Here is a 24,660-nt window from a genome sequence, read left to right on the forward strand (position 1 = left end):
TCAATACACGCGCGCCTTCGGCGCGATGTACTGCACGTCGTTGGTCATGGTGTAGTTGTGTACCGGACGGTACTCGATCTTGACCTTGCCGGCGTCGTCCAGCCAGGCCAGCGTGTGCTTCATCCAGTTCTTGTCGTCGCGTTCGGCGAAGTCTTCGCGGGCATGCGCGCCGCGGCTCTCGGTGCGGTTGGCGGCCGAGTTCATCGTCACCACCGCCTGCGAGATCAGATTGTCGAACTCGAGCGTCTCGACGAGGTCGGAATTCCACACCAGCGAGCGGTCGGAGACAGCAATGTCGGTGATGCCGCTGTGGACCTTCTGGATCAGGTTCTGGCCTTCGCTCAGCACTTCGCCGGTGCGGAACACGGCGCAGTTGTTCTGCATCACGTGCTGCATGCCCTCGCGCAGCTTCGCGGTCGGCGTGCCGCCGGAGGCATAGCGGTAATGGTCGAGGCGGCCGAGCGCCATCTCGGCCGAGTTCGCCGGCAGCTCAGGTTGCTTGGCGTTGGCCGTGAGCTTCTCGGCCAGGCGCAGCGCGGCGGCGCGGCCGAACACGACGAGGTCGATCAGCGAGTTGGAGCCGAGGCGATTGGCTCCGTGCACGGAGACGCAAGCGGCCTCGCCGATGGCCATCAGGCCCGGAATCACCGCGTTATCGTCGCCGTCCTTCTTGGTCAGCACCTCGCCGTGATAGTTCGTCGGAATGCCGCCCATGTTGTAGTGCACGGTCGGCACGATCGGGATCGGCTCGCGCGTCACGTCGACATTGGCGAAGATCTTCGCGGATTCGGAGATGCCCGGCAGCCGCTCGGCCAGCACTGCGGGATCGAGGTGGTCGAGATGCAGGAAGATGTGATCCTTCTTCTTGCCGACGCCGCGGCCTTCGCGGATCTCGATGGTCATTGCGCGCGAGACGACGTCGCGCGAGGCGAGGTCCTTGGCGGACGGCGCGTAGCGCTCCATGAAGCGCTCGCCCTCGGAGTTGACGAGATAGCCGCCTTCGCCGCGCGCCCCTTCGGTGACCAGACACCCCGAGCCGTAGATGCCGGTCGGATGGAACTGCACGAACTCCATGTCCTGGAGCGGCAGCCCTGCGCGCAGCACCATGCCGCCGCCATCACCCGTGCAAGTATGGGCCGAGGTGCAGGAGGCGTAGGCGCGGCCGTAGCCGCCGGTCGCGAGAATCGTGGTCTGGGCGCGGAAGCGGTGCAGCGTGCCGTCGTCGAGTTTGAGCGCGATCACGCCGCGGCAGGCACCCTGGTCGTCCATGATCAGGTCGATGGCGAAGAACTCGATGAAGAACTCGGCCGCATGGCGCAGCGACTGGCCGTACATCGTGTGCAGCATGGCGTGGCCGGTGCGGTCGGCGGCCGCGCAGGTGCGCTGCGCCTGGCCCTTGCCGTAATCCATGGTCATGCCGCCGAACGGACGCTGATAGATCTTGCCGTCCTCGGTGCGCGAGAACGGCACGCCCCAATGCTCGAGCTCGTAAACCGCCTCGGGCGCGTTGCGCACCATGTATTCGATCGCGTCCTGGTCCCCTAACCAGTCCGACCCCTTCACGGTGTCGTACATGTGCCAGCGCCAGTCGTCCTTGTGCATGTTGCCGAGCGAGGCCGAGATGCCGCCCTGCGCCGCGACCGTGTGCGAGCGCGTCGGGAACACCTTGGTGATGCAAGCCGTGCGCAGGCCCGCCTCGCTGCAGCCGACCACGGCACGCAGGCCGGCGCCGCCGGCGCCGACCACGACGACGTCATAGGTGTGGTCTTCGATCGGGTAGGCTTTTCCGTTGGTGGCGGGAGCGCCGTTGCCCTTGCCATTCGTCGCTGCGGCCATGGGTTACACTCCGGATGAAAGTTTCAGGATCGCGTAGATCGAGGCGAGCGCCACCGCGATCGAGAAGAAATTGTTGAGCATGATCGAAACGAGCTTCAGCTTCTCGTTATGGACGTAGTCCTCGATCACGACCTGCATCCCGATCTTCATGTGCCAGGCGCTGGCGATGATGAAGAGCAGCATGATCACCGCGATCGGCAGCGAGCCGAGGATCTGCGCCGCGCCGGCCTGGTTGCGGCCGAGCAGCATCATGACGACCACTAGCACCGGTATCATCAGCAGTGTCATCGCAACGCCGGTGATGCGCTGGTGCCAGAAATCCGACGTGCCCGAATGCGCGGCGCCGAGATTGCGGACGCGGCCGAGCGGGGTGCGCATGCTGCGCTTCGGCGTATCGGTCGCGCTCATCGTCCACCTCCGATCGCGTATGCGATGATCCAGATCAGCACGGTCAGTGCGATGCCGCCGATCAGCGCGCCCCAGGTCAGCGCTTCCCGCTCGTTGGCCTTGAAGCCGTAGCCGAGGTCCCACACGAAGTGCCGGATACCGCTAAGCATATGGTGCATCAGCGCCCAGGTGTAGCCGAACACGATCAGCCGTCCGATGATGCTGCCGGTAAAGGCCTGCACATTGGCATAGGCGGCAGGTCCCGAGGCTGCCGCGATCAGCCACCAGGCCAGCAGCAGGGTTCCCACATAAAGGGCGATGCCGGTGGCGCGGTGGATGATGGACAGCGCCATCGTCAGCGTCCAGCGGTAGGTTTGCATGTGCGGCGAGAGCGGTCGTTCGATCCGTGCGGTCATGGGCGGCTTTGATGTTTTATGGCGGCCCAGCAAGGGCGCGCGGGGATCGCGAAAGGTCGGCCCTATTTACGGAGTCGAATCTATCGACGCAATCACCAAATCGCCATAAACCGAACCTGGGTTCAGCACTACAGCGACGAGAAACAAGGCCGATCAGAGGCTTGGTATACCAGACGGTGTCCAGTCACTCGAAGAACGGAATCATGAATCAGTTTTTCTTTGGACGCCTCAATTGGCATTGAAAACACTATTGGAACGCCTCTAATCGACTGCGGTTGGCGACTGCTTTCTCAAGACGCCGGGTGTGGATTTCAGCTCGCCCGCTCGTTCACTTGCCCGGCCCGAGTCATTTTGATCGTCCTCTTTCTGGCAACGGATATGCACATTCCGCAATCCACCCAGCCGCAACGCTCAGCCGGCGCTCGGGTTGCTCGGTGATCACGTCCGGAATGACCACGGCGAAAGCACTAGAGCTCCACCAAACTGAACGGATGGTTCTTGCGCCAGCGTTCGGCCAGGAAGTCCACGAAAGCCCGAATCTTCGCAGATCCCCGCAGGGACGGCCCATAGAGCGCGTGGAGCGGCGCAGGGGCCGGCTCGTGATCCCCGAGGATGCGGCACAGTCGCCCCTCGGCCAGCTCTGCGTCCACCTGCCATGACGGCACGCGGACGATGCCCGCGCCATTCCGCGCGGCCGTGACCAGCGCGTCGAGACTGTTGACCCACAGCCGGCCGGATACGCGCACCCTGGATGCGCTCTTCCCGTCGCGACCAAAACGCCAGATGGCAACGCCCGGCGTGTCGGAAAACACGAGGCAGTCATGCTGGATGAGGTCCGAGGGCGCTTGCGGCGTGCCGCGCCGCGCCAAATAGTCGGGCGACGCGCAGTGGATCATTTGCACCTCGGCCAGCTTGCGCGTGACGAGCTGCGAATCCGGCAGGCGTCCGACCCGGAGCGCGAGATGGACATCTTCTTCCACGAGCTCGACGCGCCGATCGACCAGCAACAGCTCGACCGAGAGCGATGGATAGCGGCGTAGGAAATCGCCAAGCAGCGGCGAAATCAGCAGGCGTCCCATCAAGGTCGGGGCGCTGACGCGCAGGCGTCCCGAGGGCTCCCGTCGCGTGCCCGCCAGCGCTTCCTCGATCTCCCTGACGTCGCCGAGAATCGATCGGGCGCGTTCGTAGAGGATGCGTCCCTCTTCCGTGAGCACCATCTGCCGCGTCGTTCGTACCAATAGGCGCGTGCCGAAATGCTGTTCCAGCGCGGTGATCTGCCGGCTCACCGATGTCAGCGAACTCGGCAGCGACCTCGCGGCGGCGGACAAGCTGCCGGCGTCCACCACCTGAACGAAGGTCGCCATGGCCTCGAGCTGGTCCACCTTTATCCTTCCGCATTTCGCAAGCTAGCCCACCCAGCTTCGCGCATAGTCGCGCCATGTGAAAGGGTCTATGCAGGGCCACGACCGGAACCAAGTTTGGAAGCTCTGATGGCGGGACTTGATATTGCGGAGATCGGCGAGCTGGCGCTCCTGCTCATCGCGGTTGGCGCGCTCTGTGGCTTTCTTGCCGGCGTGTTCGGCATCGGCGGCGGCGCCATCCTGGTGCCGGTGTTCTACGAATGCTTCAGCATCGCCGGCGTGCCGCTGGAGGTGCGGATGCCGCTCTGCGTCGGCACCTCGCTTGCGGTGATCATCCCGACCTCGATCCGATCGTTCCAGGCGCACTACAAACGCGGTGCGGTCGACATGAGCATCCTGCGCGTGTGGTGGCTGCCGATCGTGATCGGCGTCGTCGCCGGCAGCGTGGTTGCGCGCTACGCGCCGGAACGCTTGTTCAAGATCGTGTTCGTTGCCGTCGCCTATTCCGCGGCCGCCCGCCTCATCCTCGCGCGCGAGAGCTGGAAGCTCGGCGATGACCTGCCGAAGGGGCCCTTGATGCGCGCCTACGGCTTCTGTGTCGGCATTCTCTCGACGCTGATGGGCATCGGCGGCGGCCTGTTCTCGAATCTGCTGATGACCTTCTATGGCCGCCCGATCCATCAGGCAGTGGCGACGTCATCGGCGCTCGCGGTGCTGATCTCGATCCCCGGCGCGCTCGGCTACATCTATGCCGGCTGGCCGGCGGCTGCGCGCTATCCGGCGGTCGCCGCGCTGCAATTCCCGGTCGCGCTCGGCTACGTCTCGCTGATCGGTGCCGTGGTGGTGATGCCGATGAGCCTTGTGACCGCACCGCTCGGCGTGAGGGCCGCGCATGCGATGTCGAAGCGCGCGCTCGAAGTCGCGTTCGGCTGTTATCTCTTCATTGTCGGAAGCAGGTTTGTGATGAGTCTCGTCGGCGGGCAATAATCGGCGAATTAATCTTTCAATCGCACTTCGCTGTGTCGCCACATACGAAGGTCGCCAATCCCTTCGATCCGATCGGTGTCGGCAAGTACCTTCAATCGTGCCGCGATCATTTCGTAACTGATCGACAATTCCAGTTCTTTACAGCGGTCCATCACAAGACCCACCATCATGGCGGTCTTTCGCCAAGTCGGCTTCATGGCCGAGAAAATGATCTCGTCGAACCGTTCCTCGGTGACGGATGCCGGGAGGCGTACATCATCCCATGTGAGCTCGCTGCTAGTTGTGGCCGGCTCCCAGTCAGGCTTTGGGGGCTCCAGATCCGGATACTGCTCGTAAATTGGCCGGAGTAATTCGTCCTCCAAAGCGCCGACGACGCCGTAGAGGCGGTCTTCCAGCTCGATCCGCTCGGTTTTGCCAAGCCCCGCGATGGCCATTCGGGCCCGATCCAATGCCGCGCAGGCATCAAGGAGATAATGGTTGATCCGGACAGCCTGCTCGAGTTTCATGCGTCCCCAGCCCCGGAGCTACTAAGCCCCTCACTTCTTGGCGTAGATATCCTTGTACGTATCCCGCAAAATATTCTTCTGCACCTTGCCCATGGTGTTGCGCGGCAGCTCGTCGACGACGAAGACGCGCTTGGGCATCTTGAACTTTGCCAGACGGCCGTCGAGCGCCTTCAGAACCGAGGCCTCGCTCACGTCTGCGCCCTTGTTGCAGACCAAGACGGCGGTCACGCCCTCGCCGAAATCCGCATGCGGCACGCCGATCACGGCGGACTCGATCACGCCGGGCATGGCGTCGATCTCGGTCTCGATCTCCTTCGGGTAGACATTGAAGCCGCCGGAGATCACGAGATCCTTACCGCGGCCGAGAATGTGGACGTAACCCTTATCGTCGATCTTGCCGAGATCGCCGGTGATGAAGAAGCCGTCGGGCCGGAATTCGGATTTAGTCTTCTCCGGCATGCGCCAATAGCCCTTGAACACGTTCGGGCCCTTCACCTCGATCATGCCGATCTCGTCGCGCGGCAGCTCCTTGCCGGTCTCGGGCTCGGTCACGCGCACGGCGACGCCGGGGAGGGGAAAGCCGACCGCGCCGGGCACACGCTCGCCGTCATAGGGATTCGACGTGTTCATGTTGGTCTCGGTCATGCCGTAGCGCTCGAGCACCGCATGGCCCGTGCGTGCCGACCATTCGCGATGGGTCTCGGCGAGCAGCGGCGCCGAGCCGGAGATGAACAGCCGCATGTGCCTGGTCGTCTCCCGCGACAGCGCGGGATTTTGCAGCAGGCGCGTATAGAAGGTCGGCACGCCCATCAGCACCGTGGCGCGCGCCATCAGCTTGATGATGAGGTCGGGGTCGAGCTTCGGCAGGAAGATCATCGACGCCCGCGCGAACAGCGTCACGTTGGTCGCCACGAACAGACCGTGGGTGTGATAGATCGGCAGCGCGTGGATCAGCGCGTCCTTGTCGGTGAAGCGCCAGTAGTCGACGAGGCTCAACGAGTTCGATGCGAGATTGTCGTGCGTGAGCATCGCGCCCTTGGAGCGGCCGGTGGTGCCGGACGTGTAGAGGATGGCGGCGAGGTCGTCGCTTGCGCGCGGCACTGTGGTGAACTCGCTACTGGCCTTGTCGGCGGCCTCGGTCAGCGAGCCATTGCCGTCCGGCCCCAGCGTGTCGACCTTGGCCTTCACCTTGGCGGCAACCGGGGCGAGGCCCTCGGCCTTGGAGGGATCGCAAACCACCAGCGCGGGCTCGGCATCGCCGATGAAATAGTCGAGCTCGTTCAGCGTGTAGGCGGTATTGAGCGGCAGGTAGACCGCGCCGGCTCGCACGGTTGCGAGATACAGCACGATGTTGGTGACGGATTTCTCGACCTGGACCGCGACGCGGTCACCGGGTTTCACGCCGCGCGCGACCAGCACGTTTGCCATTTGTCCAGCGCGTGCGATCAGATCGCCATAGCTGATACGGGTCCCATCACGCGTCTCGATCGCGAGGCGCTTGGGATCATCGAGGCCGTCGAACAGGCGGGAAAACAGGTTGGCGTTGGCTGCTTCGTTCATGCAAGATTTCCTCGACCGCAAGGCTTGTAAAACAAGGCCGGTCAAAACCGAGGGCTGGATTAGCAAAAACCGCCCCAATGAAGCAACGGAGACAGTTTGCATGACCAAAAACGGGAAACGCGTGGCCTGGGTCACCGGTGGCGGCAGCGGGATCGGGGAGGCCGGCGCGAAGGCGCTCGCGGCCGACGGCTGGACGGTGGTGGTCTCGGGCCGGCGCAAAGATGCCCTGGATGCCGTGGTTGCGAAGATCAGCAAGGCTGGCGGCACGGCCGAGGCTTTGGCGCTGGACGTGTCGGTCGCAGCCGATGCCCAGAAGGCGGCCGATCAAATCGTCGCAAAGCACGGCCGCATCGACCTTCTCGTGAACAATGCCGGCATCAACGTTCCCAAGCGGAGCTGGAAGGACATGGAACTGGAGGGCTGGGACAAGCTCGTCCAGGTCAATCTCAACGGCGTGCTGTATTGCATGCGCGCGGTGCTGCCGACGATGCGCAAGCAGCAGGACGGCTCGATCATCAACGTCTCGTCCTGGGCCGGCCGCCACGTCTCGAAGATGCCGGGCCCGGCCTACACCACCACCAAGCATGCAGTGCTGGCGCTGACCCATTCCTTCAACATGGACGAATGCGTCAACGGCCTGCGCGCCTGCTGCCTTATGCCGGGCGAGGTCGCTACCCCAATCCTGAAGCTGCGGCCCGTGGTGCCGAGCGAGGAGGAGCAGGGGAGGATGCTGCAATCCGAAGATCTCGGGCGCACCATCGCCTTCATCGCATCGATGCCGCCGCGCGTCTGCATCAACGAGGTGCTGATCAGCCCGACGCATAATCGCGGGTTCATCCAGACGCCGATGAGCAGGGATTAGCAGAACACGTTGTCCTGTAGGGTGGGCAAAGCGAAGCGTGCCCACAACGCGCGCCTCAATCGCGAATACATGGTGGGCACGGCGCTGTCGCGCCTTTGCCCACCCTACGACATCGAGGCGTGCAGCGCGCTACATCCTCCCTCGTCGTCCTGGCTTTCGCCAGGACGACAAATGAGCGCGTAGCGCGACCGCGCCACCACACGAAATCCCTCCTGCAAAGTTTCACGCATCACAATAAATTATTCCCCGAAACCGCTGCGCAAACCCTCCCGTAGTTCGGACCAACGACGGGCTGCCTCACCTCAAACGTCGCAGTCCGTCGTTGCCCAACTCATCCGCCGGCGACTGCCGGTCACAATCCAATCGGGAGACTCTCCATGTCGAAGCGCATTGCCTATCTCGCCGCCGCCGCCTTCAGCGCACTGGCCATCACGGCGACCGTCGTCGCACCCGTCCGCGCCGAGGAGAAGACCGTCATGGTCGGCGGCGCGGCGATGTTCCCCTCCAAGAACATCATCCAGAATGCGGTCAACTCGAAGGACCACACCACGCTGGTGGCGGCGGTGAAGGCGGCTGGTCTCGTGCAGACGCTGGAAGGCAAGGGCCCGTTCACGGTGTTCGCACCGACCAACACCGCCTTCGGCAAGCTGCCGGCCGGCACCGTCGATAGCCTGGTCAAGCCTGAGAACAAGGCGACTCTGACCAAGATCCTCACCTACCATGTCGTGCCCGGCAAGCTCGAGGCCTCCGCTCTCACCGACGGCAAGAAGCTGAAGACCGCCGAAGGCGAGGAGCTCACCGTCAAGAAGATGGACGGCAAGACCTGGATCGTCGATGCCAAGGGCGGTACCTCTATGGTGACGATCTCCAACGTCAACCAGTCGAACGGCGTCATCCATGTGGTCGACACCGTGCTGATGCCCGCGACGTAACACCGCGCAAGCCTGTTTCATCCCCGAAAAGACAGGGTGTGACGAATCGGCGAGCCGGGGCACCGGCTCGCTTTATTGTGACGACGATACCTCGCTTGCATCGATTCGATAGCAAGCGGGGCGTAACGAAAGCGCAAGACCGGCGTATATTTACCCACACACGACGCCCAGGACGGAACCATCATGTCGAGCCTCACCGTAACCGAAGCGCAGGCCAGGGCCACCCCGGCCAAAGTGATCCAGCCGGCCTGGGTCCGGGTCATGCACTGGATCAATGCTCTTGCCGTGATCCTGATGATCATGTCGGGCTGGCAGATCTACAACGCCTCGCCGCTGTTCAACTTCAGCTTCTCCCGCGACATCACGCTCGGCGGCTGGCTCGGTGGCGCGCTGCTCTGGCATTTCGCGGCGATGTGGCTGCTGATAGTCAACGGGCTCGCCTATCTCGTCACCGGTCTTGCCACCGGCCGCTTCCGGAAAAAATTGCTGCCGATCACGCCGGCGGGTGTGATCCATGACGTCAAGGCGGCGCTGACCTTCAAGCTCAGCCATGACGATCTCACCGTTTACAATTACGTGCAGCGCCTGCTCTATGCCGGCATCATCGTGGTCGGCATCCTCATCGTGCTGTCGGGCCTGTCGATCTGGAAGCCGGTGCAGCTCTACTATCTGGTGATGCTGTTCGGCGACTATCCGACCGCGCGCTACGTCCATTTCTTCTGCATGGCCGCGATCTGCGCCTTTCTCGTGATCCACGTTGCGCTGGCGCTGCTCGTGCCGAAGAGCCTGCGCGCCATGATCATCGGTCGATGAGAGGGAGCACAATCATGGCCAAGCGTTCATTCCTGATCCCCGGCGTCGACAAGCGGCTGCTGATCAAGGACTCCATCAAGGCGATGCCGGACTTCACCCGCCGCCGCTTCATCGCGGGCGGCGCCAGCCTCGGCGCGCTGACGCTGCTCACCGGCTGCGACGTCATCGACTCCTCCTCGGCCGAGACCATGCTGGCGAAGGTGTCGAAATTCAACGACGCCGTGCAGGCCTGGATGTTCAATCCCGACGCGCTGGCGCCGACCTTCCCCGAGAGCGCGATCACCAAACCTTTCCCCTTCAACGGCTATTATGATCTCGACGATGCGCCCGAGATCGACGCCGACGACTGGAAGCTCGAGGTGCGCGGCCTCGTCGACAACAAGAAGTCGTGGACGCTTCCTGATCTCTACAAGCTGCCGCAGGTCACGCAGATCACGCGTCACATCTGCGTGGAGGGCTGGAGCGCGATCGGAAGCTGGACCGGTACGCCCTTGCGTGACTTCCTCAAGCTGGTCGGCGCCGACACCCGCGCCAAATATGTCTGGTTCCAGTGCGCCGACAAGGACGGCTACAACTCGCCGCTCGACATGCGCAGCGCGCTGCATCCGCAGACGCAGATGACGTTCAAGTTCGCGAACGACATTTTGCCGCGCGCCTACGGCTTCCCGATGAAAATCCGCGTGCCGACAAAACTCGGCTTCAAGAACCCGAAATACGTCGTCTCGATGGAAGTCACCAACGACTACAAGGGCGGCTATTGGGAAGACCAGGGGTACAATTCGTTCAGCGGGAGTTAGCCTCCACATTTGTATGGTGGGTAAAGCGACTTGTCCGCCGTAGCTCGAAGAGCGAGAGCGGAAGCGTAACCCACCGCTTCGCCCTCCCGCGCGTCAAGAGACTGGTGGGTTACGCTGGCGCTAACCCGCCCTACGGCGCCGGGTGCTTCGGCCCCACCTTCCGCTGACACAGCGCCGCCAGAGCGCCGAGCGCGAGCAGCGCCGCAGACACGTTCAGCGCATAGGAGAGGCTGCCCAGCGCATCCGTGATCGCGCCGACCACGATTGGCCCCAGCGTCTGGCCGACGCCGAACGAGATCGTCATTGCCGCGATCGCGGTCGGCCAGGCCTCATGCGGATAGTTGAAGCGCACGAAGGCGGTGGTCGAGCCGACGACCGCGAAGAAGGCGACGCCGAACACGACCGCGGAGATCGTCAGCCACATCGTCGAATGTCCGAGAATCGGCAGGGCGGCGCCGAGCGCGTTGGTGCCGAGGATGATGGCGGTGGCAAGTCCGCCGCGATCGAGCGCAAGCACGCCGCGCCAGATCCACGGTGTCGCAAACGCGCTGACGCCAATCAGGCCCCAGAACGCGGCCTGTGCAGCGGCGCCGCCGCCGGCATCGCGCACATAGGCGATCATGAAGGTCATGTAGGCGATGTAGCCCGCGCCGAACAGGAAATAGCCGGCGAGATAGATCAGCACGGGAGGGATCGCGAAGGAGGCGTGGGTGCCTTCCGTGAAACGCGCGCGGCTCTCGATGCGGATCAGGAACAGCGGGATCGTCATCGCGGCGGAGAGCAGCGCCAGCGTCCACCACACGATCCACCACGAGCCCGGCCCGAAATACTGCAAGGCAAACGGCGCAATCAGCCCGGAGGCGAGGATGCCCACGCCAGGGCCGGCATAGAACAGGCTGAGCAGGAAATTCGCCCGCTGCGGATGGGCCTGCGCGATGATGGCGGCCAGCGCGCCGCCGGCGACGAAGCCGGCCGCGGCGCCCAGGCCCAGCACGAGTCGCGCAAGGCTCAGCGCGACGAAATTGCCGGTCAGCGCGCACACCGCGAGGGCGGCGACGCAGGCCACCGTTCCGCCGCGGATCGCGACCGACCAGCCGACCCGCCCGATCAGCCGGGAGGCCATCAGCGCGCCCGCAAGGTAGCCGACGGCGTTGATGGTGTTCATGAAGCCGGCCGCCGAGTAGGACCAGTTCAGGCTGTCCCGCATGTCCGGCAGCACCAGGGCATAGGCAAAACGGCCGATGCCGAGCCCGACCGTCGCCGCCAGCGACAGTGTCAGGATCAGCCGCGCGGGATGCGCGTCGGATTGGGGGCGGTCTGGGGCGTGCAAGGGGTACTCCGGGCGCGGGGAGTGTGGCAGGCGAGGGGTGGCTTGCACAGGTGCGCCCCGGCAATGGTGTCTTGCCAAGCGCGCAATGCCGCTCTAGCACTCCGGCCGAAATTCACGAGGCGCCGTCATGCCCGGCCTTGTGCCGGGCATCCACGCCTTCTGCGCCACCCAGGCGAGACGTGGATGGCCGGGACAAGCCCGGCCATGACGAAATGGAGGAAAAAACGTCATGGCGACCCACAAATTGCTGCTGCTCCCCGGCGACGGCATCGGCCCGGAAGTGATGGGCGAGGTGAAGCGGCTGATCGACTGGCTCAATTCGGCAGGCATTGCCAAATTCGAGACCGAGAGCGGGCTCGTCGGCGGCGCCGCCTATGACGCCCACAAGGTATCGATCTCGGAAGGCGACATGGCCAAGGCCAGGGATGCCGATGCCGTAATTTTCGGCGCGGTCGGCGGCCCCAAGTGGGATGCCGTGCCTTACGAGGTGCGCCCGGAAGCCGGCCTGTTGCGCCTCCGCAAGGATCTCGGCCTGTTCGCCAACCTCCGTCCCGCCGTGTGCTACCCGGCGCTGGCCGATGCCTCGAGCCTGAAGCGCGAGGCGGTCGAAGGCCTCGATATCGTCATCGTGCGCGAGCTCACCGGCGGCGTCTATTTCGGCGAGCCCAAGACCATCACCGATCTCGGCAACGGCCAGAAGCGCGCCATCGATACCCAGGTCTACGACACCTATGAGATCGAGCGCATCGCCCGCGTCGCCTTCGACCTTGCCAAGAAGCGCCGCAACAAGGTGACGTCGATGGAAAAGCGCAACGTCATGAAGTCGGGCGTGCTCTGGAACGAGGTGGTGACGCAGGTCCACAAGCGCGAATATGCAGACGTCACGCTCGAGCATCAGCTCGCCGATTCCGGCGGCATGATGCTGGTGAAGTGGCCGAAGCAGTTCGACGTCATCGTCACCGACAACCTGTTCGGCGACATGCTCTCCGACATCGCGGCGATGCTGACGGGCTCGCTCGGCATGTTGCCGTCGGCCTCGCTCGGCGAGGTCGACGTGAAGAGCAAGAAGCGCAAGGCGCTGTACGAGCCGGTGCACGGCTCGGCGCCCGACATCGCCGGCAGGGGCCTCGCCAATCCGATCGCGATGATCTCGTCCTTCGGCATGGCGCTGCGCTATTCCTTCGACATGGGCGCGCTCGCCGACAAGGTCGACCAGGCGATCGCCGCCGTGCTCGCGAGCGGCCTGCGCACCGCCGACATCAAGTCGGAAGGCACCACCGCCGCCTCGACCACGCAGATGGGCGAAGCGATCCTGAAGGAATTGCAGAAGCTGCACGCGTAAGCGGCAAGCGGCGCATCTGAGGGTGGATTAGCCCTGCGGCTGCGCGAAGCGCAATCCGTTCGGCGTAACCCACCACTTCTATCTCCGCGGAAGCCAAAGAGGTGAGTTACGCTGCGCTAGCCCACCCTACGGGATCTCCAAAATAAATGGCCGGGCTCTCGCCCGGCCTTTTCGATTCGGTCCGCTATATGCGCTTCAGTAAAGCGGGAAATTCCGCGGATAGCCGCCGACGTCGGACGGTGTAGACAGCGGCTGGCGATCGATCGGACGGTTGTTGTTCTCGCGCGCGAAAGTCGGGTACCCGTACGGCGACGGGAACGCATAGTCCATGAACTTGCGGTCGCCCGGATTGACCTCGGTGCCGCCATCGAGCCAGGAGCGCTTGCTCACATAGAGGCGGGTGCGCGGGCCCTGCTGATAGACCGCGTTGGGACCGCTCGCGCCGTCATAGCGCTGCTTCCTGGTCTCGGCCGAGGCCGGCGTCGTGAGCCCTGCGGCAATCACGGCGCCCGCCGCAAGCCAGATCGCCAATTTGTTCGCGGCAGAGAATTTCGAGCTCATCACGTCCCCTTCAGGCGGCAAGCCGCCAATCAATTTCACCCCATACTAGCCCGACAGGGGCGGCCACAACTAGGTCTATTGGGTCACACCAGAACGGAATAATCGTACGCGCAGTCAAAAGTTGCATGAAAGCCAGCGACTTGACCTTGATGCCGGTCAAAGCGTCCCGCGCAACTGCGCCTGCTCGGCTCCCAGCAGCCAATCCGGCGATCCGGTTGGGCCGCACGGACGGCGCCTGAGCTCGGCATGGGCGAACAATTCCGCCAGCTTCGGCTCATTGCCCGCGGTCAAAAGCGTCAGCCGGTTCAGCGTGCAGGCGATCGCCGCGCGCTGCGCGGGCGGGGTGTCGCCCTGGCAAGAGAACCCGGAGATATGGAGCGCCGGGTCGACGCTGCGCTTGAGAAAGCCCAGGCACGACCGGGTCTCCCTCGCCGTCCCGCCGGAGCGGAACAGCGCGACCGGTCCGAATTTCGTGTCGATCAGTCCGGCTTGCTCGAGCGGCACTGTTGCGCCCATCACGCTGGCCAGGATGGCGGAGGCCGGCTGGCCTGCGTCGAATTCGCCGCCGGGCCGGTAGATGTCGAGCTCGGCGACGATCCCATCGGCCTCGCCGGTCCAGCGCATGACGTCCCTGCGGCCGCCGCCGGGGTGTCGGAGAATGATGTAAGAGGCTGATTTTTCAGATGAATCAAGTCGGCTGAGAGCGAATGCCGGATGCGAGCGGTCGGCGACGCTCCAGCCCGGCTTCAGCGCGGGCTCATCGTTGCTCAGGTCCGGGAGCTGGCCGAGAGCCGCAACGCCGAGGATGGCAAGGAGCGCCAGCGCCCCCACATAGGCGAACAGGTGCGCCAGCGTGCCGACGACCTCGTCGGCAAAGCCGGCGAGCGCCAGAAGGATGCTGGTCCTGGTGGGAGTAGCGGCCGGGCCGACCGGGAACGCCTGCATTCACTGCCTTCAGATACGGTCGAACGTTGTCTTGAGGCCGGTTCTCGCATAGAAGCGCTGCTCTTCCTGCTTGCGCGTGATCTCGCAGGAGGGCCTTTTTCATCGGAGAGTGAACGATGGGTTACAAAGTCGCAGTCGTCGGAGCGACCGGCAACGTCGGACGGGAAATGCTCAACATTTTGGATGAGCGTAAATTCCCCGCGGACGAGGTCGTGGCGCTGGCGTCGCGCCGCAGCGTCGGCGTCGAAGTCTCCTATGGCGACCGCACCTTGAAGGTCAAAGCGCTCGAGCATTACGACTTCTCCGACATCGACATCTGCCTGATGTCGGCGGGCGGTTCGGTGTCGAAGGAATGGTCGCCGAAGATCGGTGCCGCCGGTGCGGTCGTGATCGACAATTCCTCGGCCTGGCGCATGGATCCGGACGTGCCGCTGATCGTGCCGGAAGTGAATGCGGACGCGACCAAGGACTTCTCGAAGAAGAACATCATCGCCAACCCGAACTGCTCGACGGCGCAGCTCGTCGTCGCGCTGAAGCCGCTGCACGACAAGGCGACGATCAAGCGCGTCGTCGTCTCGACCTATCAGTCGGTGTCGGGCGCCGGCAAGGATGCGATGGACGAGTTGTTCTCGCAGACCAAGGCCGTCTACACCAATGACGAGCTGATCGCGAAGAAATTCCCCAAACGCATCGCCTTCAATGTCATCCCCCACATCGACGTCTTCATGGAGGACGGCTACACCAAGGAAGAGTGGAAGATGATGGCGGAGACCAAGAAGATTCTTGATCCCAAGATCAAGCTCTCCGCGACCTGCGTGCGCGTGCCGGTGTTCGTCGGCCACTCCGAGGCCGTCAACATCGAGTTCGAGAACCCGATCACCGCGGATGAAGCGCGCGAGATCCTGCGCAAGGCGCCCGGCTGTCTCGTCATCGACAAGCAGGAGCCCGGCGGCTACGCCACGCCCTATGAGGCGGCTGGCGAAGACGCGACCTATATCAGCCGCATCCGCGAGGACGCGACCGTGGAGAACGGCCTCGTGCTGTGGTGCGTGTCGGACAATTTGCGCAAGGGCGCCGCGCTGAACGCCATCCAGATCGCCGAGGTCCTGATCAACCGCAAGCTGATCAGCGCCAAGAAGAAAGCGGCGTAGTTAGCGAATAGGGAGTGGCGAATAGCGAATGGATATCCTCTATTCGCTACTCGCCATTCGCTATTCGCTTTCTCGCACGCTGCGAAATTCCTTCGCCACCTTGTCCAGCACGAATAGCGATCCCTCGGCGACGCCGAAATAGGCGCCATGGAGCTGAGTGTGGCCGCTCTCCACGGCCTTGCGCACGAACGGGAAGGTCATGAGGTTTTCGAGGCTGCGGAATACTGCGGCCTTCTCGATGCGCTCGACGAATTGTGCCATCGTCTCGTGCTCGCGCTGCTCGACGACCTCGCCGGGCTTGATGAACATCTGCATCCAGCGCCCGATGAAATCGCCGGGGGTGAGCGGCTCGATCTTGTCGACGAAGGCGCGGATGCCGCCGCATTGCGCATGCCCGAGCACCACGATGTGTTTGACGCGCAGTACGGTGACCGCATATTCCAGCGCAGCCGAGACGCCGTGCGCGCCTTCATCGGGCTGATACACCGGCACCAGATTGGCGATGTTGCGGACGACGAACAGCTCGCCCGGGCCGACGTCGAAGATCACCTCAGGTGAGACGCGGGAATCGCAGCAGCCGATCACCATCACTTCCGGCGACTGCCCTTTCACTGACAGCTCGCGGTAGCGGTTCTGCTCGGCCGGCAGCCGTTGGGTGGCGAACGCCCTGTAGCCGTCCAGCAAGTGCTGAGGGAACGTGCTCATGACCCATGCCTAATCATATGCCGAAGGGGCGAACAAGCCTTTCGAATAGGCAGGCCAGATGCTATCGGCTTCGGTAACAGCCCGCTCGAGGAAACCGGAAGGAACGCTTGCATGACCCGCCCGCGCCGCAGCCATCTGTTCATGCCCGGTTCCAACCCCCGCGCCCTTGAAAAGGCGCGCAACCTGTCCGCCGACGGGCTGATCCTCGACCTCGAGGATTCCGTCGCCCCCGACGCCAAGGCGGTGGCGCGCGACCAGATCGCCGCCGCGATCGCGGCCAAGGGGTTCGGCAGGCGCGAGATTTTGATCCGGACCAACGGCCTCGACACACCCTGGTGGGCCGATGACATCGCGATGGCGGCCAAGGCGTCGCCGGACGGCATCCTGGTTCCAAAGGTCTCCAGCGTCGAGGACCTCGACACGATCGGCCGCCGGCTGGCCGAGTTCGGCGCCGCGCCGACGGTCAGGGTCTGGGCCATGATCGAGACCGCGCGCGCGGTGCTGCACGCCGAGGAGCTGTCTGCAGCCGGGCGCGATCCGAAGACGCGGCTGTCGGGCTTCGTGTTCGGGCCCAACGACATCTCGCGGGAGACGCGGATCCGGATGCTGCCGGGCCGCGCCGCGATGATCCCGATGATCACCCACTGCATCCTCGCGACGCGCGCCCATGGCCTCGAAATCCTCGACGGCCCCTATAGCGACATCAACAATTCCGATGGTTTCGCGACGGAATGCGCGCAAGGCCGCGATCTCGGCTTCGACGGCAAGACGCTGATCCATCCGTCGCAGATCGATGCCTGCAACGCGATCTTCACGCCGCCTGAAGAAGAAGTTGCGCGTGCCCGCAAGATCATTGCGGCGTTCGAATTGCCGGAGAATGTGTCACGCGGCGCGATCCGGCTCGATGGCCAGATGGTGGAACGCCTGCACGCCGACATGGCGCGGCGCACGATCGAGATCGCTGACGCGATCGCTGCGATGGGTAAGGGTTAAGGCGCGTACTGCATCGGCTAGTCGCGATACCGGCAGAACTCGTCCCCGTTTTCGTATTCGATACAGGTCTTCACGCGAGGACGAGGCCGGACTTCATAGTAACGGCCCTCGCTCCGGTCCACAGAGCCATATCTGCGGCCGCGATCCATGTCATCATCGTCTTGCCGCCAGTTTCGGCCGGTGGTCCGATGATCTTCATCCTGGTCCATCATGCGCCCCTGGCGCTGACGCATGCGGTCCATGTCCATACGGTCCTCACCACGCTGCCGCGCCGTCCAATCTCGATTGATCCGTGTGTCTTCGGCGTTGCGGCGGTCCCGGTCGCGAGATTGGTCTGACTGTTGCGGTGTACGTTCCGGCTGAGTTGGAGTGTCTTGGGCCTGCGACTGGCCCGACTGTTGCGCGGGGCGCTCGGGGCCGGCTTGGCTCGTGGATTGGTTCGTGTCTGACGTTGTCTGCTGAGCAGACGCGGTGACGGGAATGATCCCAGACATCAGGAACAGGATGGCTGCCAGGTCTGAACGACGCATGAGTTCACCTCGCGAGTTTGCTTTGTAACCGGATGGCTCAGCGTTCGTTCTTAATAATCTTCGCCTCATAATCTTCGCCTTCCGCGATACGCCGCAACGAGCCCGATTGAACGGTTGCGGGGGGCGTTTCGGCAAACGCCGATGCACGCGCGAGTGTACCATTCAACGGCGATGCTTAACCTAGGTGAAGTATCAGGATCGATAGCGGTGCTGTGTCAGGAACCTCAATGAGGAGAAATGCTTAAGGAAGAGGGGTCCTAACCATCTAGCGGGTCGTCTATGATCAGAAGCCCTGACAGGTCGCTGGACCGCTTCACCTGTTCGCGTGCGGCGGTGATGGTGGTCGAGGACGATTATTTCATCCGGGCAATGATTGCCGACGAGCTGCGCAGCTCTGGCTTCCAGGTTGTTGAATGTAGCACCGCCGATGAGGCCATGGACGTCCTGAATGCCGGCGCCGATGTCTCCATCGTCTTTAGCGACATTCGCATGCCGGGATCTATGGATGGGGCGACGCTTGCGTTGGTCCTGAGCGAGCGGTTTCCTGCTCTGACTGTCGTTCTCACCTCGAGTGAGCCGCCCAACGGTTTCGTTGCCAATCAGTTTGTTCCGAAGCCCTACGATCCCGTGCGGGTTATCCAGCTAATTGACGGGCTGTTAGGAACGTCGAGACTCCCCCACCGTTGAGGCTGATGGAACAAGCACCGCGACATGGGCAGCGGGGGACGGTTCTTCTGGCCGAGCATGACGTTCTGGTGCGCATGCCCATCGCGCAGTATCTGCGCGACTGCGGATACAAAGTTCTGGAAGCCGTAACCACCGAGGAAGCTATCGAAGCTCTTGAGGATCGTCGCTTCGACGTCGGCGCCGTCATCAGCAGTATCCAACTTGCCGGCGATGGGTTCGGCATTGCGACGTGGGTGAAGCAGCACAGCCCGCACACGACGATGCTGCTGACCGGCACCCCCAAGCGAGCTGTAGACGCGGCAGCCGAGCTGTGCAGCGATGATGCTTTGCCAACCCGGCTCGCTCCGCAACTGCTGCTGCAGCGCATTCTGCAGATGCTCGCAACGCGTAGGCCGCCCGCGCAGGAAGGGCGAACGGCGATGTTGTGACCGCGCCGCATCAATGCGGTGCGAGGTCTGCGCGATCGAGCGATTCCAGCGTCGAGGCGTTGCCGCAATAGCCGTGATAGTTCTCGGCGGCGGTGCCGCTATCAAGATCGCGGTCGCACTGCGCCTTGTGGCCGCAGAGCGCGCACACGCGTTCCATGTCACGCAGCAGCAACGGCTGGGCGCGCCCGAGACGCTCCGCGCTGATGCCGAGCTGCTCCAGCATCTTCGGCAGCTCGTCGGCGGCGTGCCGGCCATGACGGACCAGCTCCTCCAGATCGTCGGGCGAAATCCTGAGATCACCCGCGATCCGGTTGAAGTCGGAGCGGTCGAGCTGCCGCATCTCGTTCAGCTCGCGGTGATGCTTCAGCCAGCCGGCAAAGGACTCGATGAGATCCTGGACGATGGGATAAGGCCTGCTTGCGGTGCTCATGCAACGCTCCATTCGAGTCGTGGAATTCGCGCCGAATAGAGCAGAGCTGCAGGAAAGTGCGTTGCGCTGGATCAAATAGGACTCTCGTATCCCGGACGCGGGTGCGGCGCGCTTGGCGATGCGGAGCATCGTCCAAAGTGCCGCTCCGCAGAGCGGGGACCCATCGTCCCGCAATTATTGGGCGCCGGCTCAGCAGCGCATCACTCACGTGCTGCGCTGCGTCGGGGCACGAGATGGGAGCTAGCGAAACCGCTCCGCCGCCCACGCATACAGGCTGCCCGGAATCGGTGGCTGGCCGCCGCGGCCTTTTGGCGAGACGTGCAGGCCGATGATCTCGGGGTTGGTGACGAGGCCGAGATAGCTCATTGGTTCGAAGAACAGCTTTGGCTCGGCATGCACGGCGTAGAACGACTGCTTCGGCAGCGCGCAGTTCAACTCGCCGGTGCGGCGGGCGAGTGCGGTCAGCGCCGCCGGCCCAAAGATCGCGACGCGGATGTCGGAGAGGCGGTTCGAGCCGCCGCGCAGGCGACGCATCGCAAACGTGATGCGATGGCGCAGCGACAGCCAGTCCGGCGTCAGCTCCTCCTGCTCCATCAGCTCTTCGAAGGCGCGGACGATGCCATGCTCTGCCGGCAGGTAGATCACGGAGTTGCCGAGCTGGCGCGGCCGCTCCCAAGCGAAGTAAGGCTTTGCCGGATTGATCTCGACCGGTTTCAAGAGCAGCACGTCGGCGTCGAGCCAGAGGCCGAGGCCCTTGGCCATCAGCTTCATCCGAAAGAAGTCGCTGAACTGCAGCGTGGTCCAGTCGCGCCAGCTTCCATCCGGCTGCGGCGGCCGCAGCCTCTCGGAGAAGGCATGCGGCAGGATCGCCTCGGCATCGGCGTTGCCGACGCCCGCGGGCAGGCCGGGAATGGTGTCGAAACTGTAGACCGTGACCTTGTGACCGGCCGCGAGCTGCGAGCGCAGACAGGTCTGGCGTAGCGCATCCATCGGACCATGCCAGAAGGTGACGATTTCGGGCAGCATGAGGCGAAGCTATACGGGATAACGAGGGCAAAGAAAAAGCCCCGGCGCTGACAGCACCGGGGCTCGAACCGAAATGCCGATCTCAGGCCCAGGCGCGCTCGCGCTTGAGCTTGTCCTCGTAGGTGTCGATCGAGGCCTTCTTCTCCATCGTCAGGCCGATGTCGTCGAGGCCGTTGATCAGGCAGTGCTTGCGGAACGGGTCGATCTCGAACTTGACCTTGCCGCCGTCGGGACCGCGGATCTCCTGGTTCGGCAGGTCGATCGTCAGCGTCGCATTGGCGCCGCGCTCAGCGTCGTCGAACAGCTTGTCGAGGTCTTCTTGGCTGACGCGGATCGGCAGAATGCCGTTCTTGAAGCAGTTGTTGTAGAAGATGTCGCCGAACGAGGTCGAGATCACGCAGCGGATGCCGAAGTCGAGCAGTGCCCAGGGCGCATGTTCGCGGCTCGAGCCGCAGCCGAAATTGTCGCCGGCGACCAGCACCTTGGCATTGCGATAGGCCGGCTGGTTGAGCACGAAATCCGGATTCTCGCTGCCATCGTCCTTGTAGCGCTGCTCGGAGAAAAGCCCCTTGCCAAGGCCGGTGCGCTTGATGGTCTTCAGATACTGCTTCGGAATGATCATGTCGGTGTCGACATTGATGATCTTCAGCGGCGCCGCGACGCCTTCCAGCGTGGTGAACTTGTCCATGGTTGCGCTTCCCGGGGTGGGTCAGGGGAAAAGCTATTTATCGCGATCGGGGCGGAAATCCTAGGCCGAATTCGGCAGATCTAGTCTGCTTGGGCCTCAATCGCCGCCATATCGTCATCCGAGAGGCCGAAATGGTGGCCGATTTCGTGGATCAGCACGTGGCGGACGATATGGCCGATCGTCTCGTCGTGCTCGGCCCAGTAATCCAGGATGGGGCGGCGGTAGAGCCAGACCATGTTGGGCAGCCGCGCCACGTCGCCAAAACTCTGCTGCGGCAGGCCGACGCCCTGAAACAGGCCGAGCAGGTCGAACTCGCTCTCGCAGTCCATCTCATCGAGGACCTCGTCGGTCGGGAAGTCGTCGACCCGGATGATCACGCCTTCGCAGAGCTTGCGAAAGTGCGCCGGCAGGTGCTTGAAAATGTCGTGCGCCACCACCTCCATCTCGGCCAGCGAGGGCGCTTTCAGATCCGTCCACATGCGCTTCTCTTAGCGCGGGTTCCTTCGTGATGCATCCGGCTTTATAGGACTGGACGAAGAGTTGACGCCGTTCGCGAAAACGGAGAGCGTACGGCGCATCAAGGGGTTGTTTCAGGCGGGTGGTACGATGCGGGCGGGAACAGCGGTACTGGTTCTACTTTGCATGGGGTTGTTTTCGCAATTTTGCACCGGCGCGGAAGCCCAGACCGCCGGTCCCGAACTCCGGTTGGCCCAGGCGGCGCCGCCAGACGCTCCGCCGCCGCGCAGGCGGCCGCCGACCCGGCTGCGCGTGCAGCCTTACTACTACTATGGCGATGAGAATCGGGTCTATCCGCGCTACAATCCCGGTCCCGACGCGGTCCGCGAGTGCAACGCGACCTATGTCCAGGAGTATCGGCCGAGCGGCACCGTGATTGTGCCGCGTATGAGCTGCTACTGGCGCCGCGGCTGACGCGTTTAACGCCCGCGTAGCGCCGCCGATCAGTCCGGCAAAGCCGGACCTGTTTTTCCTTGCAGGCAGCCTGATGAAGCCCGCATGCTGAGGGCGGAGGTCGTCATGGCGAAATGGATTGCACTGGCCGTCGCTCTTGGGCTGGCCGCAGGCTTGCCAAGCCTCGCCGCTGCTCAGGCCGTGGCGAAGCCGGACGCCTCAGCGGGGGTCGCGTTCTTCGGTCCACGGTCGCACGCGCGACACCATGACGTTGCGCGGCGCTACGTGCCCTACGAACCCCACTACTACGCGCGACCCGTTTATTATCGGCCTTATCCTTACGCCGTGCCCTATCCTTTCGTGTTCGGCTTCGGGCCGTGGTGGTGATGTCGCCGCGCTAGCCGGCGGGCGCAAACCTTCGTGCGTCCCGGAATGACACGAGCAACGTCAGGACCGGTCGGCTACAGCCAATCCTTCAGCTTCCACGACGCCGGCTTCCAGCGCGTCAGGGTCTCGAGCTTCCATTGCCGGAACATCGCCGGCGGCCAGCGGCTGAGGCGCGAGGTCTCCTCGACCTCGGGCTTGGCGACGATGCGCAGCGGCGCGGCGCGCCGCCGATGCTGGCGGGTCGCCTCGCTGATCAGATCGACATATTCAGGCTTGTTGGCCATAGCGCGCGTCCTCGCGAAACCGTCGCGAGGACGAGAATGTCGGCATGCCGATTAACGGCGGCTTGCCACGATCACTCAAATTGCAGGGAGCGGCTCACCGCCAGTCCCTGACGTCGACGAAGTGACCCGCGATCGCCGCGGCTGCCGCCATCGCCGGCGACACCAGGTGCGTGCGGCCCTTGAAGCCTTGGCGCCCCTCGAAGTTGCGGTTCGAGGTCGAGGCGCAGCGCTCTTCAGGCTTCAGCTTGTCGGGGTTCATCGCAAGGCACATCGAGCAGCCCGGCTCGCGCCATTCGAAGCCAGCCTTGATGAAGACCTTGTCCAGACCCTCGGCTTCCGCCTGCTCCTTCACGATGCCGGAGCCCGGCACGACCATGGCGTTGACATGGGCCGAGACCTGCTTGCCTTCCGCGATCTTGGCGGCGGCGCGCAAGTCTTCGATGCGGCCGTTGGTGCAGGAGCCGATGAAGACGCGATCGAGCTTGATGTCGGTGATCTTGGTGCCTGCGGTGAGGCCCATATATTTCAGCGCGCGGTGCTTGGAGATGCGCTTGGCTTCATCCTCGATCTTGTCGGGATCGGGCACGAAGCCGGTCACCGAGATGACGTCCTCAGGGCTTGTGCCCCAGGTCACGATCGGCGGCAGTTTTGCTGCGTCGAGCCGGATCTCATGGTCGAAATGCGCGCCCGCGTCGGAGCGCAGCTTCTCCCAGTAGCGCATCGCTTCGTCCCAGGCCGCGCCCTTCGGCGCCTTGGGACGGTCGCGCAGGAAGTCGTAGGCCTTCTGGTCAGGCGCGACGAGGCCGGCGCGGGCGCCGCCTTCGATCGACATGTTGCAGACCGTCATACGGCCTTCCATCGACAGCGCGCGGATCGCATCGCCGGCATACTCCAGCACGTAGCCGGTGCCGCCCGCGGTGCCGATCTCGCCGATGATGGCCAGGATGATATCCTTGCCCGTCACGCCCTCCGGCAATTTGCCGTCGACGGTGACGCGCATGTTCTTCGCCTTCTTCTGGATCAGCGTCTGCGTCGCCAGCACGTGCTCGACCTCGGAGGTGCCGATGCCGTGCGCGAGCGCGCCGAACGCACCATGCGTCGAGGTGTGGCTGTCACCACAGACGATGGTGGTGCCGGGCAGCGTAAAGCCCTGCTCCGGGCCGATGACGTGGACGATGCCCTGACGCTTGTCGAACTCGTTGTAATATTCGATGCCGAATTCCTTGGCGTTCTCCGCCAGCGCCTTGATCTGCTCGATGCTCTCGGGGTCGGGGTTCGGCTTGGTGCGGTCGGTGGTCGGAACGTTGTGATCGACGACGGCGAGCGTCTTCTCGGGTGCGTGCACCTTGCGGCCCGTGGCGCGCAGGCCTTCGAACGCCTGCGGCGAGGTCACCTCGTGCACCAGGTGACGGTCGATGTAGAGCAGGCAGGTGCCGTCGTCGGCTTCGTGCACCAGATGGTCGTTCCAGATCTTGTCGTACAGTGTGGTCGGCTTGGACATGAGCGTCAGCTCCGGGAATATTGTGTAGCGGATATGCGCGGTCGCGCGGGGCAGCAAATCGTCAGCGCAGCCTTTACGCTGCGCGCTTAAGCTCTGACGTTGCCGAGGTCGCGAAGCGTCCGAAGAACCGGCCGGGCAGCCGCGAGCGATCATCGATGACGATGCGCCGGATGGGTGCGAGGCAGGTCGGATCTGGAAACATTCTAGAAGCTATATAGCATGCAGAGGTAAAAGCGCGAGAGTTTCAAGTTCGTCATTGCGAGCGCAGCGAAGCAATCCAGAAATGCACCCGCGGAGACAGCCTGG

General features: G+C 63.7%; 29 protein-coding genes. 12 read left to right on the forward strand and 17 right to left on the reverse strand.

Annotation, left to right across the window (positions count from 1 at the left end; all coding sequences use genetic code 11):
- From sdhA to MTX21_RS26605, 4 genes are all read right to left on the reverse strand, one after another.
- A complete protein-coding gene (gene sdhA, locus MTX21_RS26590; protein WP_280967626.1) occupies window positions 1–1,836 on the reverse strand; it encodes a succinate dehydrogenase flavoprotein subunit in 1,836 nt (611 codons plus the stop codon).
- Between the two features lie 3 nt (window positions 1,837–1,839).
- Window positions 1,840–2,244 carry a succinate dehydrogenase, hydrophobic membrane anchor protein gene (sdhD, locus tag MTX21_RS26595; protein ID WP_280967627.1) on the reverse strand — a complete coding sequence of 135 codons (405 nt, stop codon included), beginning with the start codon at window positions 2,242–2,244 and terminating at the stop codon, window positions 1,840–1,842.
- Window positions 2,241–2,639 (reverse strand): succinate dehydrogenase, cytochrome b556 subunit, encoded by a 399-nt coding sequence (gene sdhC, locus MTX21_RS26600; protein WP_280967628.1) that lies wholly within the window; start codon window positions 2,637–2,639, stop codon window positions 2,241–2,243. Before sdhC ends, sdhD begins: the two co-directional genes overlap by 4 nt.
- Window positions 2,640–3,106: 467 nt before the next feature.
- Window positions 3,107–4,021, reverse strand: a complete 915-nt coding sequence (locus MTX21_RS26605) for a LysR family transcriptional regulator (RefSeq protein WP_280967629.1) — start codon at window positions 4,019–4,021, stop codon at window positions 3,107–3,109.
- Between the two features lie 105 nt (window positions 4,022–4,126).
- Here MTX21_RS26605 and MTX21_RS26610 point away from each other — a divergent pair, with 105 nt between their 5' ends.
- Window positions 4,127–4,987, forward strand: a complete 861-nt coding sequence (locus tag MTX21_RS26610) for a sulfite exporter TauE/SafE family protein (protein WP_280971163.1) — start codon at window positions 4,127–4,129, stop codon at window positions 4,985–4,987.
- 8 nt (window positions 4,988–4,995) lie between these two features.
- On the opposite strand, the gene MTX21_RS26615 is transcribed toward MTX21_RS26610, so the two are convergent.
- Together MTX21_RS26615 and MTX21_RS26620 are read right to left on the reverse strand one after the other, a co-directional pair.
- Window positions 4,996–5,493: a DUF3658 domain-containing protein gene (locus MTX21_RS26615; protein WP_280967630.1), complete on the reverse strand. Its 498-nt coding sequence runs from the start codon at window positions 5,491–5,493 to the stop codon at window positions 4,996–4,998.
- 30 nt (window positions 5,494–5,523) lie between these two features.
- On the reverse strand, window positions 5,524–7,053 hold the full coding sequence (locus tag MTX21_RS26620) for a malonyl-CoA synthase (protein ID WP_280967631.1): 1,530 nt from the start codon (window positions 7,051–7,053) through the stop codon (window positions 5,524–5,526).
- 100 nt (window positions 7,054–7,153) lie between these two features.
- On the opposite strand from MTX21_RS26620, the gene MTX21_RS26625 reads away from it, so the two are divergent.
- From MTX21_RS26625 to MTX21_RS26640, 4 genes are all read left to right on the forward strand, one after another.
- Entirely contained in the window at window positions 7,154–7,915 is a 762-nt protein-coding gene (locus MTX21_RS26625) for an SDR family oxidoreductase (RefSeq protein ID WP_280967632.1), read from the forward strand.
- Between the two features lie 377 nt (window positions 7,916–8,292).
- Window positions 8,293–8,847, forward strand: a complete 555-nt coding sequence (locus MTX21_RS26630; RefSeq protein ID WP_280967633.1) for a fasciclin domain-containing protein — start codon at window positions 8,293–8,295, stop codon at window positions 8,845–8,847.
- Window positions 8,848–9,030: 183 nt separating this feature from the next.
- Window positions 9,031–9,660, forward strand: coding sequence for a cytochrome b/b6 domain-containing protein (locus tag MTX21_RS26635; protein ID WP_280967634.1), 630 nt, complete (start codon window positions 9,031–9,033; stop codon window positions 9,658–9,660).
- 14 nt (window positions 9,661–9,674) lie between these two features.
- On the forward strand, window positions 9,675–10,457 hold the full coding sequence (locus MTX21_RS26640) for a molybdopterin-binding protein (protein ID WP_280967635.1): 783 nt from the start codon (window positions 9,675–9,677) through the stop codon (window positions 10,455–10,457).
- Window positions 10,458–10,587: 130 nt separating this feature from the next.
- Here the strand turns inward: MTX21_RS26640 and MTX21_RS26645 are convergent, their stop codons facing one another.
- Window positions 10,588–11,787, reverse strand: coding sequence for a YbfB/YjiJ family MFS transporter (locus MTX21_RS26645; RefSeq protein WP_280967636.1), 1,200 nt, complete (start codon window positions 11,785–11,787; stop codon window positions 10,588–10,590).
- A 229-nt stretch (window positions 11,788–12,016) separates the two neighbouring features.
- On the opposite strand from MTX21_RS26645, the gene leuB reads away from it, so the two are divergent.
- A complete protein-coding gene (leuB, locus tag MTX21_RS26650; RefSeq protein WP_280967637.1) occupies window positions 12,017–13,129 on the forward strand; it encodes a 3-isopropylmalate dehydrogenase in 1,113 nt (370 codons plus the stop codon).
- A 195-nt stretch (window positions 13,130–13,324) separates the two neighbouring features.
- On the opposite strand, the gene MTX21_RS26655 is transcribed toward leuB, so the two are convergent.
- Together MTX21_RS26655 and MTX21_RS26660 are read right to left on the reverse strand one after the other, a co-directional pair.
- Complete coding sequence (locus MTX21_RS26655) at window positions 13,325–13,690, reverse strand: hypothetical protein (protein ID WP_280967638.1); 366 nt, start codon at window positions 13,688–13,690, stop codon at window positions 13,325–13,327.
- Window positions 13,691–13,846: 156 nt separating this feature from the next.
- Window positions 13,847–14,635 (reverse strand): hypothetical protein, encoded by a 789-nt coding sequence (locus MTX21_RS26660; RefSeq protein ID WP_280967639.1) that lies wholly within the window; start codon window positions 14,633–14,635, stop codon window positions 13,847–13,849.
- Between the two features lie 116 nt (window positions 14,636–14,751).
- On the opposite strand from MTX21_RS26660, the gene MTX21_RS26665 reads away from it, so the two are divergent.
- A complete protein-coding gene (locus tag MTX21_RS26665) occupies window positions 14,752–15,786 on the forward strand; it encodes an aspartate-semialdehyde dehydrogenase (protein ID WP_280967640.1) in 1,035 nt (344 codons plus the stop codon).
- 60 nt (window positions 15,787–15,846) lie between these two features.
- Here the strand turns inward: MTX21_RS26665 and MTX21_RS26670 are convergent, their stop codons facing one another.
- Window positions 15,847–16,491 (reverse strand): carbonic anhydrase, encoded by a 645-nt coding sequence (locus tag MTX21_RS26670; protein WP_280967641.1) that lies wholly within the window; start codon window positions 16,489–16,491, stop codon window positions 15,847–15,849.
- A gap of 111 nt (window positions 16,492–16,602) precedes the next feature.
- On the opposite strand from MTX21_RS26670, the gene MTX21_RS26675 reads away from it, so the two are divergent.
- On the forward strand, window positions 16,603–17,484 hold the full coding sequence (locus MTX21_RS26675; RefSeq protein ID WP_280967642.1) for a CoA ester lyase: 882 nt from the start codon (window positions 16,603–16,605) through the stop codon (window positions 17,482–17,484).
- A gap of 17 nt (window positions 17,485–17,501) precedes the next feature.
- Here MTX21_RS26675 and MTX21_RS26680 read toward each other — a convergent pair whose 3' ends face one another.
- Entirely contained in the window at window positions 17,502–18,014 is a 513-nt protein-coding gene (locus tag MTX21_RS26680; protein ID WP_280967643.1) for a hypothetical protein, read from the reverse strand.
- A 279-nt stretch (window positions 18,015–18,293) separates the two neighbouring features.
- Here MTX21_RS26680 and MTX21_RS26685 point away from each other — a divergent pair, with 279 nt between their 5' ends.
- Window positions 18,294–18,701, forward strand: a complete 408-nt coding sequence (locus tag MTX21_RS26685; RefSeq protein ID WP_280967644.1) for a response regulator — start codon at window positions 18,294–18,296, stop codon at window positions 18,699–18,701.
- A 5-nt stretch (window positions 18,702–18,706) separates the two neighbouring features.
- Entirely contained in the window at window positions 18,707–19,129 is a 423-nt protein-coding gene (locus tag MTX21_RS26690; RefSeq protein WP_280967645.1) for a response regulator, read from the forward strand.
- 10 nt (window positions 19,130–19,139) lie between these two features.
- On the opposite strand, the gene MTX21_RS26695 is transcribed toward MTX21_RS26690, so the two are convergent.
- From MTX21_RS26695 to MTX21_RS26710, 4 genes are all read right to left on the reverse strand, one after another.
- Window positions 19,140–19,559, reverse strand: coding sequence for a hypothetical protein (locus MTX21_RS26695; protein WP_280967646.1), 420 nt, complete (start codon window positions 19,557–19,559; stop codon window positions 19,140–19,142).
- 240 nt (window positions 19,560–19,799) lie between these two features.
- Window positions 19,800–20,585 carry a hypothetical protein gene (locus MTX21_RS26700; protein WP_280967647.1) on the reverse strand — a complete coding sequence of 262 codons (786 nt, stop codon included), beginning with the start codon at window positions 20,583–20,585 and terminating at the stop codon, window positions 19,800–19,802.
- Window positions 20,586–20,667: 82 nt separating this feature from the next.
- Window positions 20,668–21,273 (reverse strand): 3-isopropylmalate dehydratase small subunit, encoded by a 606-nt coding sequence (gene leuD, locus MTX21_RS26705; protein ID WP_008539074.1) that lies wholly within the window; start codon window positions 21,271–21,273, stop codon window positions 20,668–20,670.
- Window positions 21,274–21,353: 80 nt separating this feature from the next.
- Window positions 21,354–21,752 (reverse strand): metallopeptidase family protein, encoded by a 399-nt coding sequence (locus MTX21_RS26710; RefSeq protein WP_280967648.1) that lies wholly within the window; start codon window positions 21,750–21,752, stop codon window positions 21,354–21,356.
- 163 nt (window positions 21,753–21,915) lie between these two features.
- Between MTX21_RS26710 and MTX21_RS26715 the strand changes: the two genes are divergently transcribed.
- Window positions 21,916–22,203, forward strand: a complete 288-nt coding sequence (locus tag MTX21_RS26715; protein ID WP_280967649.1) for a hypothetical protein — start codon at window positions 21,916–21,918, stop codon at window positions 22,201–22,203.
- Between the two features lie 84 nt (window positions 22,204–22,287).
- Complete coding sequence (locus MTX21_RS26720; RefSeq protein ID WP_280967650.1) at window positions 22,288–22,569, forward strand: hypothetical protein; 282 nt, start codon at window positions 22,288–22,290, stop codon at window positions 22,567–22,569.
- A gap of 74 nt (window positions 22,570–22,643) precedes the next feature.
- Here MTX21_RS26720 and MTX21_RS26725 read toward each other — a convergent pair whose 3' ends face one another.
- Window positions 22,644–22,853: a hypothetical protein gene (locus MTX21_RS26725; RefSeq protein ID WP_280967651.1), complete on the reverse strand. Its 210-nt coding sequence runs from the start codon at window positions 22,851–22,853 to the stop codon at window positions 22,644–22,646.
- A gap of 94 nt (window positions 22,854–22,947) precedes the next feature.
- Window positions 22,948–24,354: a 3-isopropylmalate dehydratase large subunit gene (gene leuC, locus MTX21_RS26730; RefSeq protein ID WP_280967652.1), complete on the reverse strand. Its 1,407-nt coding sequence runs from the start codon at window positions 24,352–24,354 to the stop codon at window positions 22,948–22,950.
- Window positions 24,355–24,660: the final 306 nt, after the last annotated feature.

Origin of the sequence: Bradyrhizobium sp. ISRA430 (assembly GCF_029909975.1) — a bacterium.
Taxonomy (GTDB): domain Bacteria; phylum Pseudomonadota; class Alphaproteobacteria; order Rhizobiales; family Xanthobacteraceae; genus Bradyrhizobium.

Coding starts and splice junctions, on each gene's coding strand:
- sdhA (WP_280967626.1), bottom strand. CDS start 1,836: ATGGCCGCAGCGACGAATGGCAAGGGCAACGGCGCTCCCGCCACCAAC.
- sdhD (WP_280967627.1), bottom strand. CDS start 2,244: ATGAGCGCGACCGATACGCCGAAGCGCAGCATGCGCACCCCGCTCGGC.
- sdhC (WP_280967628.1), bottom strand. CDS start 2,639: ATGACCGCACGGATCGAACGACCGCTCTCGCCGCACATGCAAACCTAC.
- MTX21_RS26615 (WP_280967630.1), bottom strand. CDS start 5,493: ATGAAACTCGAGCAGGCTGTCCGGATCAACCATTATCTCCTTGATGCC.
- MTX21_RS26620 (WP_280967631.1), bottom strand. CDS start 7,053: ATGAACGAAGCAGCCAACGCCAACCTGTTTTCCCGCCTGTTCGACGGC.
- MTX21_RS26625 (WP_280967632.1), top strand. CDS start 7,154: ATGACCAAAAACGGGAAACGCGTGGCCTGGGTCACCGGTGGCGGCAGC.
- MTX21_RS26630 (WP_280967633.1), top strand. CDS start 8,293: ATGTCGAAGCGCATTGCCTATCTCGCCGCCGCCGCCTTCAGCGCACTG.
- MTX21_RS26635 (WP_280967634.1), top strand. CDS start 9,031: ATGTCGAGCCTCACCGTAACCGAAGCGCAGGCCAGGGCCACCCCGGCC.
- MTX21_RS26640 (WP_280967635.1), top strand. CDS start 9,675: ATGGCCAAGCGTTCATTCCTGATCCCCGGCGTCGACAAGCGGCTGCTG.
- leuB (WP_280967637.1), top strand. CDS start 12,017: ATGGCGACCCACAAATTGCTGCTGCTCCCCGGCGACGGCATCGGCCCG.
- MTX21_RS26655 (WP_280967638.1), bottom strand. CDS start 13,690: ATGAGCTCGAAATTCTCTGCCGCGAACAAATTGGCGATCTGGCTTGCG.
- MTX21_RS26660 (WP_280967639.1), bottom strand. CDS start 14,635: ATGCAGGCGTTCCCGGTCGGCCCGGCCGCTACTCCCACCAGGACCAGC.
- MTX21_RS26665 (WP_280967640.1), top strand. CDS start 14,752: ATGGGTTACAAAGTCGCAGTCGTCGGAGCGACCGGCAACGTCGGACGG.
- MTX21_RS26670 (WP_280967641.1), bottom strand. CDS start 16,491: ATGAGCACGTTCCCTCAGCACTTGCTGGACGGCTACAGGGCGTTCGCC.
- MTX21_RS26675 (WP_280967642.1), top strand. CDS start 16,603: ATGACCCGCCCGCGCCGCAGCCATCTGTTCATGCCCGGTTCCAACCCC.
- MTX21_RS26680 (WP_280967643.1), bottom strand. CDS start 18,014: ATGCGTCGTTCAGACCTGGCAGCCATCCTGTTCCTGATGTCTGGGATC.
- MTX21_RS26685 (WP_280967644.1), top strand. CDS start 18,294: ATGATCAGAAGCCCTGACAGGTCGCTGGACCGCTTCACCTGTTCGCGT.
- MTX21_RS26690 (WP_280967645.1), top strand. CDS start 18,707: ATGGAACAAGCACCGCGACATGGGCAGCGGGGGACGGTTCTTCTGGCC.
- MTX21_RS26695 (WP_280967646.1), bottom strand. CDS start 19,559: ATGAGCACCGCAAGCAGGCCTTATCCCATCGTCCAGGATCTCATCGAG.
- MTX21_RS26700 (WP_280967647.1), bottom strand. CDS start 20,585: ATGCTGCCCGAAATCGTCACCTTCTGGCATGGTCCGATGGATGCGCTA.
- leuD (WP_008539074.1), bottom strand. CDS start 21,273: ATGGACAAGTTCACCACGCTGGAAGGCGTCGCGGCGCCGCTGAAGATC.
- MTX21_RS26710 (WP_280967648.1), bottom strand. CDS start 21,752: ATGTGGACGGATCTGAAAGCGCCCTCGCTGGCCGAGATGGAGGTGGTG.
- MTX21_RS26715 (WP_280967649.1), top strand. CDS start 21,916: ATGGGGTTGTTTTCGCAATTTTGCACCGGCGCGGAAGCCCAGACCGCC.
- MTX21_RS26720 (WP_280967650.1), top strand. CDS start 22,288: ATGCTGAGGGCGGAGGTCGTCATGGCGAAATGGATTGCACTGGCCGTC.
- MTX21_RS26725 (WP_280967651.1), bottom strand. CDS start 22,853: ATGGCCAACAAGCCTGAATATGTCGATCTGATCAGCGAGGCGACCCGC.
- leuC (WP_280967652.1), bottom strand. CDS start 24,354: ATGTCCAAGCCGACCACACTGTACGACAAGATCTGGAACGACCATCTG.